The following is a 12,703-nucleotide window of genomic DNA, read 5'->3' on the forward strand; positions in this document are numbered from 1 at the left end:
TGGCGGTTCGGCCGCCGATGTCCTATTCACCCCCACCCTACCCTCCCCCATCGAGGGGGAGGGATCTGAAGAGGATGATATGACCGCTCAAGCCACCTGCGTCTGGGATCTCAAGGCCACGCTGGGCGAGGGCCCCGTCTGGCACGGCGACGCCCTATGGTTCGTCGACATCAAGGGCCGCAAGATCCACAACTACAATCCGGTGACTGGCGACCACTTCAGCTTCGACGCCCCGGATCAGGTCGCCTTCCTGGCGCCCCTGCCGGATCGCGGCGGGTTCGTGGTCGGGCTGAAGGGCGGCATCCATCGCTTCCATCCGGCGATCGGCTTCCGCCCGCTGATCGAGGTCGAGGATCAGGCGCTCGACAACCGGCCCAACGACGCCACCGTCGACGCCGCCGGCCGTCTCTGGTTCGGCACCATGCACGACGGCGAAGAGAACAAGAGCGGCTCGCTCTACCGCATGGACGCCCAAGGCGTGGCGCGGATGGACAAGGACATCTGCATCACCAACGGCCCGTGCGTCTCGCCCGACGGCAAGACCTTCTACCACACCGACACGCTGGAAAAGACCATCTGGGCCTATGACCTGGCCGAGGATGGGACGCTGTCGAACAAGCGCGCGTTCGTCCACGTGAAGCTGGGCGACGACATCTATCCGGACGGTACGGTCGTCGATTCGGAAGGCTGCCTGTGGATCGCCCTGTGGGGCGGCTTCGGCGTCATCCGCGTGTCCCCGGCCGGCGAGATCGTGGGCCGCATCGAACTGCCCGCGCCCAACGTCACCAAGGTCTGCTTCGGCGGGCCGGATCTGAAAACCCTGTTCTTCACCACCGCCCGCAAGGGCCTCAGCGAAGAGACCCTGGCCCAGTATCCGCTGGCCGGCGGTCTGTTCGCCATCGAGGTCAATATCGCGGGCCAGCCCCAACACGAGGTCCGCCTTGCCTGATCGCACGCCCCGCCGGTTCCGGTCCCGCGATTGGTTCGATAATCCCGACCATATCGACATGACGGCGCTCTATCTGGAGCGCTTCATGAATTACGGGATCACGCCGGAGGAGCTGCGCAGCGGCAAGCCGATCATCGGCATCGCCCAGACCGGCAGCGACATCTCGCCCTGCAACCGCATCCACCTCGATCTGGTGACGCGCGTGCGGGACGGGATCCGCGACGCCGGGGGCATCCCCATGGAGTTTCCGGTCCATCCGATCTTCGAGAACTGCCGTCGCCCGACGGCGGCGCTGGACCGGAACCTCTCCTATCTGGGTCTCGTCGAGACCCTGCACGGCTATCCGATCGACGCCGTCGTGCTGACCACCGGCTGCGACAAGACCACCCCCGCCGGGATCATGGCCGCCACCACGGTCAACATCCCGGCCATCGTCCTCTCCGGCGGTCCGATGCTGGACGGCTGGCACGAGAACGAGCTGGTCGGCTCGGGCACGGTGATCTGGCGCTCGCGCCGCAAGCTGGCGGCCGGCGAGATCACCGAGGAAGAGTTCATCGACCGCGCGGCCTCGTCGGCCCCCTCGGCGGGTCACTGCAACACCATGGGCACGGCCTCGACCATGAACGCCGTGGCCGAGGCCCTGGGCCTGTCGCTGACCGGCTGCGCGGCCATCCCGGCCCCGTACCGCGAGCGCGGTCAGATGGCCTACAAGACCGGTCAGCGGATCGTCGACCTGGCCTACGAAGATGTGAAGCCGCTCGACATCCTGACGAAGAAGGCCTTCGAGAACGCGATCGCCCTGGTGGCGGCGGCCGGCGGCTCGACCAACGCCCAGCCACACATCGCGGCCATGGCGCGCCACGCGGGCCTGGAGATCACCGCCGACGACTGGCGCGCGGCCTACGACATCCCGCTGATCGTCAACATGCAGCCGGCCGGCAAGTATCTGGGCGAGCGCTTCCATCGGGCCGGCGGCGCCCCCGCCGTGCTGTGGGAGTTGCTGCAGCAGGGCCGTCTGCACGGCGACGTCCTGACCGTCACCGGCAAGACCATGGCCGAAAACCTCGAGGGCCGCGAGACCCACGACCGCGAGGTGATCTTCCCCTACGCCCAGCCCCTGGCCGAGAAGGCCGGCTTCCTGGTGCTGAAGGGCAACCTGTTCGACTTCGCGATCATGAAGTCCAGCGTGATCGGCGCGGACTTCCGCGAGCGCTACCTGAGCCAGCCGGGGCAAGAGGACATCTTCGAGGCCCGCGCCATCGTGTTCGACGGCTCGGACGACTATCACGCCCGCATCAACGATCCGGCGCTGGAGATCGACGAGCACTGCATCCTGGTCATCCGGGGCGCGGGTCCGATCGGCTGGCCCGGCTCGGCCGAGGTGGTCAACATGCAGCCGCCGGATCACCTGCTGAAGAAAGGCATCATGAGCCTTCCGACGCTGGGTGACGGCCGCCAGTCGGGCACCGCCGACAGCCCCTCGATCCTCAACGCCTCGCCGGAAAGCGCCATCGGCGGCGGCCTGTCGTGGCTGCGCACCGGCGACACCATCCGCATCGACCTCAACACCGGCCGCTGCGACGCCCTGGTGGATGAGGCGACCATCGCCGAGCGCCGGAAGGAAGGTATTCCGGCTGTCCCGGCGACGATGACTCCCTGGCAGGAAATCTACCGCGCCCACACGGGCCAGCTGGAGACCGGCGGGGTGCTGGAGTTCGCCGTGAAGTACCAGGACCTGGCGTCGAAACTCCCCCGGCACAACCACTGAGACCGAAGAAGCCCCGGAGCGATCCGGGGCTTTTTTCTAGTCCTCGCCGCGCGAGAACGATCGCCGCTCGGCCCGTCGCCGAGAACGGCCGTGGGCCAGCGCCTCGGCCGCCGTGGCGGTCATGGACACGGACCGTCAAGGCCCAATGGGGCGTCAGCATGGCGGCTTGGCCGGTGCGGCGCTGTTGTCCGCCCAACCAGGCTACCGCGACGCAGTCGCAGCCAAGTAAACCTGTTTGACCACCCAAAAGGACATTAAGAAAGTCCTAAAAAATCTGCAGTCAATTGTAAAATTCTCTCCTAGGTTGAAACTCAAAACGAGGTTATGTTCACGGGACCGGGGGCGGTTTTTTTGAGCGCGGACAGCATGTTATCGGTGAGCCGAGCCCTGGATGAACGCAAGGAATCGCCGACCCTGGTGGTCGTGACGAGCGCGCTCCAGCTCGCCCTGGTGGTGCTGGTCTGGCTGCTGGTTCTCATCCCCGCCGCCATCGCGGCCTTAACCATCCTGACGGTCAAAACCGTGCGCGCCCTCCTTCGGCGGCCCGCCGTGTCCTCGCCGCCAATCGAGGAGGACAAGTCATGAGCATTCGCGCCGCCCAGACTCCGGACCTCGGCCCCTTGGCCCGCCTGTGGTGGCAGGGCTGGCGGGACGCCCATCTGCCGCTGGTCCCCAAGGCCCTGGCGACCCGACGCACGCTGGACAGCTTCATCGTCCGGATGGCCATGGCCCTGCCCCACGTCCGCGCCGTGGGGCCGGTCGGCGCGCCGCTGGGCTTCCACCTGATCAAGGACAACGAGCTGAACCAGCTCTATGTCGAGGAAGAATCCCGCGGCGCCGGCATCGCCGCCCTGCTGATGGCCGACGCCGAGGACCGCCTGCTGGAAGCCGGGGTCAAGACGCCCTGGCTGGCCTGCGCCATCGGCAACACCCGCGCCGCGCGCTTCTACCAGAAGGCCGGCTGGGTCCTGACCGGAACCCAGACCGTTCCGACCGAGATTCCGGGCGGCTGGTACCCTCTCAAGATCTGGCGCTACGAGAAGCGGCTGAGCGCCCGGCCCTGGACCTGGCATGAGATCGAACAGCTCGGGCCGCGCCTGTCCCCCGCCGAACCTGGCGGCGAAGCCCAGGATCGCCGGGCGCATCTTTTCCGCGCGCCGCGGACGATCATGTAGCGCCGCCGTCCGGCCTCGCCGCCGGACACCCGATTTCCATTCCGCCTTGTCCGCCCTCGCGCGTCCTACGAAACGGACGTCGCGGAAACCCGCGCGCCTCTGCTATCGAAGAGGCGCAGGGGTGAGTCCCGCGCACGGGCATGGGGTCGCCAGAACCACCGCTTGCGCGCTGATACCGGTAACACTAAGGTCGCCGGCAACCAAAGGTCTGACAAGGACCGCGAGGGCATCAAACGGGGCCGGTAGGCCCAACGGGGAGGAAACCTGTGGCTTCAGTATCCAACGCCGGTCCGAGCGCCGGCATGAGCGCCGACGGGCTGAAGGTCAACATGGCCTTCATCGCCGGGATCGTCGCCGTCGCCACCATCGGCGGATTCATGTTCGGCTATGACAGCGGCGTCATCAATGGCACGCAGACCGGCCTGAAGGCCGCCTTCAACCTGACCGAGGCCGGCGAGGGCCTCAACGTGGCCGCCATCCTGCTCGGCTGCGCCTTCGGCGCCTTCGCCGCCGGCCGCCTGGCCGACGTATGGGGCCGTCGCACCGTGATGATCATCTCGGCCCTGCTGTTCGTGGTCAGCGCCCTGGGCACCGGCGGGGCCCACACCTCGCTGGTCTTCGTGATCTTCCGCCTGATCGGCGGCCTGGGCGTCGGCGCCGCCTCGGTGCTGTGCCCGGTCTACATCTCGGAAGTCACGCCGGCCAATATTCGCGGCCGCCTGTCGTCCGTGCAGCAGATCATGATCATCACCGGCCTGACCGGCGCCTTCCTGGCCAACTACGCCCTGGCCCACACCGCCGGCAGCTCGACCGCAGAGTTCTGGCTGGGCCTGCCAGCCTGGCGCTGGATGTTCTGGATGCAGGTCATCCCGGCCGGCATCTTCTTCTTCGCCCTGCTGGTGATCCCGGAAAGCCCGCGCTTCCTGGTCGCCAAGGGCAAGGACGCTCAGGCCGAAGCCATCCTCTCGCGCCTGTTCGGCCCCGGTCAGGGCGCCGCCAAGGTCGCCGAGATCCGCGCCTCGCTGGCCGTCGACCACCAGCCGAAGTTCTCGGACCTGCTGGACCCCAAGACCCGGAAGCTGCGCGCGATCCTGTGGGCCGGTCTGGTGCTGGCCGTTTTCCAGCAGCTCGTGGGCATCAACATCGTCTTCTACTACGGCTCGGTGCTGTGGCAGTCGGTGGGCTTCACCGAGGATGACAGCCTGAAGATCAACATCCTGTCGGGCGCGCTGTCGATCCTGGCCTGCCTGGCCGCCATCGCCGTCATCGACAAGATCGGCCGCAAGCCGCTGCTGCTGATCGGCTCGGCCGGCATGGCCGTGACCCTGGGCGTGATGACCTGGTGCTTCTCGACCGCCACCATGGTCAACGGCGCCCTGCACCTGGACGCCAGCGTCGGCCCGATCGCCCTGGTCGCCGCCAACCTCTATGTGATCTTCTTCAACCTCTCCTGGGGTCCGGTGATGTGGGTGATGCTGGGCGAGATGTTCCCCAACCAGATGCGCGGCTCGGCCCTGGCCGTCTGCGGCTTCGCCCAGTGGATCGCCAACTTCGCCATCTCGTTCAGCTTCCCGATCATGAAGAAGGCGAGCCTGCCCATGACCTACGGCTTCTATGCCGTCTGCGCCGTGGTCTCGTTCTTCCTGGTCCAGAAGCTGATCGACGAGACGCGCGGCAAGGAGCTGGAGGCGATGCAGGGCTAAGCCCCGCCGTCACCTGAAGATACCGAAGCCCCGGAGGTCGCCTCCGGGGCTTTTTCGTTATCGTTTCATCCTTTGGAACAAGAAAATGACACCGGTGGACAGCGCCTTTCCCGGGCCGCTAGGGTAACGGTGACGAGCGCCCCTTCGAGCAATGGAGGCGCGGGTCCGGGAGAAACGCACATGGTCGACATCAACCGCCGCGGCGCGCTGGGATCGCTGCTGACCGGCGCCGGCCTCGCCGCCATGCCCGCCGCCAGCGACGCCGCCCGGATGAGCCTGCTGCCCGCCAAGACCGTCGCGGGACCGACCTGGGCCAAGGGGATCGAGGGCCAGCGCAAGGCCGACCTCGGCGACGGTACGTTCCTCAATCCGATCCTGGCCGGCGACCACCCCGATCCGTCGATCCTGAAGGACGGCGACGACTACTACATGACCCATTCGTCGTTCGACGCCTATCCGGGCCTGCTGATCTGGCGCTCCAGGGACCTGGTGAACTGGACCCCGGTCGTCACCACGCTGAAGACCAATGTCGGCTCGATCTGGGCCCCGGAGATCTGCAAGCACAAGGGCCGCTATTACATCTACCTGCCGGCCAAGCAGCCGAACAACAACACCAGCTACGTGATCTGGGCCGACAGGATCGAAGGCCCCTGGTCCGAGCCGGTCGACCTGAAGCTGCCGCGCTACATCGACCCCGGCCACATCGTCGACGAGCATGGCGAGCGCTGGCTGTTCCTGTCGGGCGGCGACCGCATCAGGCTGACCCCGGACGGCCTGTCGACCGTCGGCGAGCCCGAGCACGTCTACAATCCGTGGCGCTATCCGGATGACTGGGACGTGGAGGGCTTCTCGCCCGAGGGCCCCAAGGTGATGAAGCGCGGCGAGTACTTCTACCTGGTCACCGCCGTGGGCGGCACCGCCGGCCCGCCGACCGGCCACATGGTCATAGTCGCGCGCTCGAAGTCGCTGGCCGGTCCGTGGGAGGACCATCCGCGCAACCCGGTCGTCCGCACGGTCGACAACAGCGAGACATGGTGGTCGCGCGGCCACGCCACCCTGGTCGAAGGGCCGACGCCGGGCGACTGGTGGACGGTCTATCACGGCTACGAGAACGGCTATTACACGCTTGGCCGCCAGACCCTGCTGGCCCCCGTGACCTGGACCGCCGACGGCTGGTTCGAGGTCGGCGGCGGTGATCTGTCGAAACCCATTCCAAAGCCCAGAGGCGGCAAGTCCGGCCCGCACGGCAAGGCGCTTTCCGACGACTTCTCGACCGACAAGTACGGCGTGCAGTGGGCGTTCTTCGATCCGAAGCCCGGCGAGCAGAGCCGCATCAGTCGCGCCCATGGCGTCATGACCCTGAAGGGCGCCGGCGAGGCCCCGTCCAGCGGCGCGCCGCTGATCTTCGTCAACGGCGACCACGCCTACGAGATCACCTGCGACATCGAGATCGATCCGGAAACCCGCGCAGGCCTGATCCTGTTCTACGACCGCCAGCTCTATGCGGGCCTGGGCTTCGACGAGAAGAATTTCGTCACCCATCAGTACGGCATCGAGCGCGGGCGGCCCGCCAATCCGCACGGGTCGCGGATGCTGATGAAGGTGATCAACACCCGCCACATCGTCAGCTTCCATACCAGCGGGGATGGCGGCAAAACCTGGAAGCGCTTCGACCGGGGCATGGAGGTCTCGGGCTACCATCACAATGTGCGGGGCGGCTTCCTGATGCTGAAACCGGGCCTCTACGCGGCCGGCAAGGGCTTGGCGCGGTTCCGGAATTTCCAGTACCGGGCGCTGGATTGATACGCGCCGCCCCGCTCGCGCTGGCCCTGCTGCAACGCCTCTGGCCTCCAAGATCGTTGTCGTCGGCGCCTCCACCACCGCCGTGAACAGCGGCTGGGGCGGCAGTTTCCGGGCACAGAGCGTGACCTCGAACGTCGCCTGCGTGAACCTGGGCCCCTACCCCAGCAGGTGCCGCACCGTCGACCGCAGCACCGCGGCCAGGGCGTCGCGGTCGAGATCCGGGTGGTTGACGCCGCGCATCAGCAGGCCGTCGAAGATCATGCCGACGACCTCGCAGCGCGCCTGGAACTCGGCCTCGCTCCACTCGGGCTTGCGATCGCGCCCCATCATGGTCTGGGCCAGGGCCCGCTCCTGATCGTCGGCGGCGCGGACGATGGCGGCGACCTTGGGATTGCGAGCGGCCTCGGCCACGACTTCCAGGGCCAGCGTCGCGCGGCGCGGATCGAAGCACTTGTCGATGCCCTCGGGCAGGTGCGCCTCGATCGCGTCCAGCAGGGCGCCCGGCCGACTCTCCATCTCGGCGAACTTGTCGCGCATCTCGGCCAGGTCCTGGGCGACGATGGCGGCGATGATCGCCTCCTTGTTCTCGAAATAGCGATAGATCTGCCCGACGCTCAGGCCGGCCGCCTTGGCGATGTCCGCCATGCTGGCGCCATGGAAGCCCGACTGCCTGACCCGCTCGCACGCCGCGTCCAGAATCTGCTGGCGACGCGATTCCGGCGACGGTCGGCTCGGATGCGTCTCGTCAGACATCGAAGGTTTCACTTGGGAAATTCCCGCTTGGCATTACATTTCCGTTAGGTCAGGCGACGGCATGGGGTGCGGAGGTTGACTTGCGACACTACCGCACCTATGTCCAGCCCACTTGAGAATGAACGTTCATTCTCAAATTGTTCATCATGCCGGTTTCGTCAAGGGCAATAGCCCGCGAAGCCACCGCATCCGGGGTCAAATATGCAATTCCAACGCTCGGCCGTGATGACGGCCGCGGGGCTTTCCGCCATCGCACTCACCCTCGCCGCCTGCGGTCAGGGCAAGGGAGGCGCTGGCGGCATGGGCATGGGCGGTCCGGCCGAGGTCGGCTACGTCGTCGCCCAGACCCAGCCGGTCGGCCTGACCACCGAACTGTCGGGCCGCACCTCGGCCTTTCTGGTCTCGGAGGTTCGCCCGCAGGTGGGCGGCGTGATCAAGGCGCGCCTGTTCACCGAAGGCTCGACCGTCCGCGCCGGCCAGTCGCTCTACCAGATCGACCCGGCGACCTATCAGGCCACCGTCAACAGCGCCGCGGCCGCCCTGGCCCAGGCCCAGGCGACCGCCACGGCCGCCAGGCTGAAGGCCGACCGCTACAAGGGTCTGGTCGAGACCGGCGCGGTGTCCAAGCAGGACAATGACGACGCCCAGGCCGCCGCCCTGCAGACGGCCGCCGCCGTCGCCGTGCAGAAGGCCGCGCTGGACACCGCCCGCATCAGCCTGAACTACACCCGCGTCGTCTCGCCGATCTCGGGCCGCATCGGCAAGAGCACGGTGACGCCGGGCGCGCTGGTCACCGCCAGCCAGGCCGCCCCGCTGGCCACGGTCCAGGACCTGTCGAAGATCTATGTCGACCTGACCCAGACCTCGGCCGAACTGCTCAAGCTCCAGCAGCAGTTCGCCAGCGGCAAGGTCGGCCGCACCAATTCCGCCCAGGTCACCCTGACGCTGGAAGACGGTTCGACCTATCCGATCCCGGGCCGCCTGGAGTTCTCGGACATCACGGTCGATCCGGGCACCGGCTCGGTGACCCTTCGCGCCATCTTCCCGAATCCGAACGGCCAGCTGCTGCCCGGCATGTACGTCCGCGCGGCCCTGGGCCAGGGCGTGGCGCCCACCGGCATCCTGATCCCGCAGGCGGCCATCCAGCGCGACCCGAAGGGCGCCGCCATGGTCAGCGTGGTCGGCGCCAAGGGCGCCGAGGCGCGCCCGGTGACCCTGGGCCAGACGGTCGGCGACAAGTGGCTGGTCACCAGCGGCCTGAACCCGGGCGACAAGGTCATCACCGAGGGCCTGCAGAAGCTGCGCCCCGGCGCGCCGATCAAGCCCGTTCCGGCCGGCAGCAAGCCCGCCGCTCCGCAGCAAGCCCAACACTAAGGCGGGCCTCAGATGCTTTCGCGTTTCTTCATCGACAGGCCCATCTTCGCGTGGGTCATCGCCATCGTGATCATGCTGGCCGGGGCGCTCGCCATCCGGACCCTGCCGATCGCGCAATATCCTGAGATCGCCCTGCCCCAGGTAGCCATCTCGGCCAACTATCCCGGGGCCTCGGCCAAGACGGTCGAAGACAGCGTCACCCAGGTCATCGAACAGAAGATGAAGGGCCTGGACGGCCTGGACTACATGTCCTCGACCAGCGACAGCTCCGGTTCGGCCACGGTCACCCTGACCTTCAAGGCCGGCACCAACATCGATATCGCCCAGGTCCAGGTCCAGAACAAGCTGCAGACCGCCACCGCCCTGCTGCCGCAGGAAGTGCAGCAGCAAGGCCTGACGGTCGCCAAGTCGGCGCGGAACTTCATGATGGTGGTGGGCCTCTATTCGGAGGATCCCCAGACCACCAACACCGACCTGGCCGACTATCTGGCCAGCAACATCCAGGACCCGCTGAGCCGCGTCGACGGCGTCGGCGACATCCAGCTGTTCGGCGCCCAGTACGCCATGCGCATCTGGCTGGATCCGCAGAAGCTGGCCAGCTTCAGCCTGACCCCGGCCGACGTCGCCACCGCGATCCGGGCCCAGAACGCCCAGGTCTCGGCCGGCCAGCTGGGCGGCGCGCCCAACCTGCCGGGCACGGGCCTGAACGCCACGATCACGGCCCAGTCGCGCCTGCAGACGCCGGAAGAGTTCCGCCAGATCATCATCAAGAACAGCACGGGCGGCGCCACCGTGCGCCTGGCCGACGTGGCCCGCGTCGAGCTGGGCGCCGAGAACTACATCTCGGTCGCCAAGTTCAACGGCCACCCGGCCGCGGGTCTGGCCATCAAGCTGGCCCCCGGCGCCAACGCGCTGGACACCGCCGCCGCCGTCAAGGCCAAGATGGCCCAGCTCGAGAAGTCGTTCCCGGCCAGCTACAAATACGTCGTCCCCTACGACTCGACGCCGTTCGTGAAGCTTTCGATCGAGGAAGTGGTCAAGACGCTGATCGAGGCCATCGTGCTGGTCTTCATCGTCATGTTCCTGTTCCTGCAGAACTGGCGCGCGACCCTGATCCCGACGATCGCCGTGCCTGTGGTGCTGCTGGGTACGTTCGGCGTGCTGTCGGCCTTCGGCTACTCGATCAACACCCTGACCATGTTCGGCCTGGTGCTGGCCATCGGCCTGCTGGTCGACGACGCCATCGTCGTGGTCGAGAACGTCGAGCGCGTGATGTCCGAAGAGGGGCTCTCCCCCAAGGAAGCCACCCGCAAGTCGATGAACGAGATCACCGGCGCCCTGATCGGCATCGCCCTGGTGCTGGCCGCGGTGTTCGTGCCGATGGCCTTCTTCGGCGGCTCGCAGGGCGTGATCTATCGCCAGTTCTCGATCACCATCGTCTCGGCCATGGCCCTGTCGGTGCTGGTCGCCCTGATCCTGACGCCGGCCCTCTGCGCCACCATGCTGAAGCCCGTCGAGGCCGGCCACCACGAGCACAAGACCGGCTTCTTCGGCTGGTTCAACCGTAGCTTCAACGACCTGTCTTCGCGCTACCAGGGCTCCGTCCGCGGCATCTTGGGCAAGAGCGGCCGCTGGATGGCGATCTACGCCGCCATCATCGTGGTCATGGCCCTGCTGTTCGTCCGCCTGCCCAGCGCCTTCCTGCCGGAAGAGGACCAGGGGATCATGATCACCCTCGTCCAGCTGCCCGCCGGCGCGACGGAGGAGAAGACCCAGGCCGTGCTGACCCAGGTGCGCGAGCACTTCCTGGGCGCCGAGAAGGACGCCGTGCAGTCGGTGTTCACCGTCTCGGGCTTCAGCTTCAGCGGCGCCGGCCAGAACGCCGGTCTCGCCTTCGTCCGTCTGAAGGACTTCGAGCACCGCAAGGCCGCCAAACTCAAGGCCCAGGCCGTCGCCGGCCGCGCCATGGGCGCCTTCAGCCAGATCCGCGACGCCATGGTGTTCGCCGTGATCCCGCCGTCCGTGCCGGAGCTAGGCACCTCGTCGGGCTTCGACTTCCAGCTGCAGGACATCGGCGGCGTCGGCCACGAGACGCTGATGAACGCCCGCAACATGATGCTGGGCATGGCGGCGCAGGATCCGAACCTGGTAGGCGTGCGCCCCAACGGTCAGGACGACACCCCGCAGCTGAAGATCGAGGTCGACCAGGCCAAGGCCGGCGCCATGGGCCTGACCACCGCCGACATCAACAGCGCGCTCAGCGCGGCGTGGGGCGGCTCATACGTCAACGACTTCATCGATCGCGGCCGGGTCAAGAAGGTCTACTTGCAGGCCGACGCGCCCTACCGCATGACGCCCGAGGACCTGAACCGCTGGTACGTCCGCAACGACCAGGGCCAGATGGTTCCCTTCCCGGCCTTCGCCACGGCCAGCTGGACCTACGGCTCGCCGCGCCTCGAGCGCTACAACGGCCTGTCGTCGATGAACATCCAGGGTTCGCCCGCCCCGGGCAAGAGCTCGGGCCAGGCGATGGCGGCCATGGAGAAGCTGGCGGCGCAACTGCCGCCTGGCGTCAGCTACGAGTGGACCGGCCTGTCGGCCCAGGAACGTGAATCCGGCAACCAGGCGCCGGCCCTGTACGGCATCTCCATCCTGGTGGTGTTCCTGCTGCTGGCCGCCCTCTACGAGAGCTGGTCGATCCCGCTGGCCGTCATCATGGTGATCCCGCTGGGCATCGTCGGCGCCCTGCTGGCGACCTTCGTCCGCGGCCTCAGCAACGACATCTACTCCAGGTCGGCCTGCTGACGACCATGGGCCTGGCGTCCAAGAACGCCATCCTGATCGTCGAGTTCGCCAAGGACCTGTACGAGAAGGGCATGAGCCTGATCGACGCGACGCTGGAGGCGGTTCGCCTGCGCCTGCGACCGATCATCATGACCTCGCTGGCCTTCGTCTTCGGCGTTCTGCCGCTGGCGATCTCCAACGGGGCCGGCTCCGGGGCCCAGCACGCCATCGGCACCGGCGTGATCGGCGGCATGATCTCGGCCACCCTCCTGGCGATCTTCTTCGTCCCGCTATTCTTCGTGGTCGTCGAGAAGATCTTCAAACCCAAGCACAAAGGCCATGACGAAGCGGTCGCCCAAGCTGGCGAAGCGCCGTCGACGGAGGCCCACTGATC

The 12,703-nt window shown here is 67.3% G+C and carries 8 protein-coding genes and 2 pseudogenes; 9 read left to right on the forward strand and 1 reads right to left on the reverse strand.

Features of this window, described 5'->3' with window-relative positions:
- Positions 1-79 precede the first annotated feature (79 nt).
- From xylC to AC1RJ9_RS12055, 7 genes and pseudogenes are all read left to right on the forward strand, one after another.
- Positions 80-949, forward strand: coding sequence for a D-xylonolactone lactonase (gene xylC, locus AC1RJ9_RS12025; protein ID WP_492837120.1), 870 nt, complete (start codon positions 80-82; stop codon positions 947-949).
- Positions 942-2,717, forward strand: a complete 1,776-nt coding sequence (xylD, locus tag AC1RJ9_RS12030) for a xylonate dehydratase XylD (protein ID WP_492837121.1) — start codon at positions 942-944, stop codon at positions 2,715-2,717. Before xylC ends, xylD begins: the two co-directional genes overlap by 8 nt.
- Before the next feature lie 351 nt (positions 2,718-3,068).
- Positions 3,069-3,302: a hypothetical protein gene (locus AC1RJ9_RS12035; RefSeq protein ID WP_492837122.1), complete on the forward strand. Its 234-nt coding sequence runs from the start codon at positions 3,069-3,071 to the stop codon at positions 3,300-3,302.
- The gene (locus tag AC1RJ9_RS12040; protein WP_492837123.1) at positions 3,299-3,892 is read left to right on the forward strand and encodes a GNAT family N-acetyltransferase; all 594 of its coding nucleotides are present in this window, start codon (positions 3,299-3,301) and stop codon (positions 3,890-3,892) included. The genes AC1RJ9_RS12035 and AC1RJ9_RS12040 overlap by 4 nt, the downstream gene beginning before the upstream one ends.
- Positions 3,893-4,158: 266 nt before the next feature.
- Positions 4,159-5,595 (forward strand): sugar porter family MFS transporter, encoded by a 1,437-nt coding sequence (locus AC1RJ9_RS12045; RefSeq protein ID WP_492837124.1) that lies wholly within the window; start codon positions 4,159-4,161, stop codon positions 5,593-5,595.
- Positions 5,596-5,775: 180 nt separating this feature from the next.
- Positions 5,776-7,398, forward strand: coding sequence for a family 43 glycosylhydrolase (locus AC1RJ9_RS12050; RefSeq protein WP_492837125.1), 1,623 nt, complete (start codon positions 5,776-5,778; stop codon positions 7,396-7,398).
- Positions 7,394-7,552 (forward strand): annotated as a pseudogene (locus AC1RJ9_RS12055) (hypothetical protein); the annotation flags it as partial. The gene AC1RJ9_RS12050 and the pseudogene AC1RJ9_RS12055, both read left to right, overlap by 5 nt.
- Positions 7,553-7,554: 2 nt before the next feature.
- Here AC1RJ9_RS12055 and AC1RJ9_RS12060 read toward each other — a convergent pair.
- Positions 7,555-8,151 (reverse strand): TetR/AcrR family transcriptional regulator, encoded by a 597-nt coding sequence (locus AC1RJ9_RS12060; protein WP_492837126.1) that lies wholly within the window; start codon positions 8,149-8,151, stop codon positions 7,555-7,557.
- A gap of 201 nt (positions 8,152-8,352) precedes the next feature.
- Here AC1RJ9_RS12060 and AC1RJ9_RS12065 point away from each other — a divergent pair, with 201 nt between their 5' ends.
- Positions 8,353-9,525 (forward strand): efflux RND transporter periplasmic adaptor subunit, encoded by a 1,173-nt coding sequence (locus AC1RJ9_RS12065; protein WP_492837127.1) that lies wholly within the window; start codon positions 8,353-8,355, stop codon positions 9,523-9,525.
- A 12-nt stretch (positions 9,526-9,537) separates the two neighbouring features.
- Positions 9,538-12,701: pseudogene (locus tag AC1RJ9_RS12070) on the forward strand (efflux RND transporter permease subunit).
- The last annotated feature ends 2 nt before the right edge of the window (positions 12,702-12,703 follow it).

The organism is Caulobacter sp. GW822-FHT07D08 (assembly GCF_058798735.1).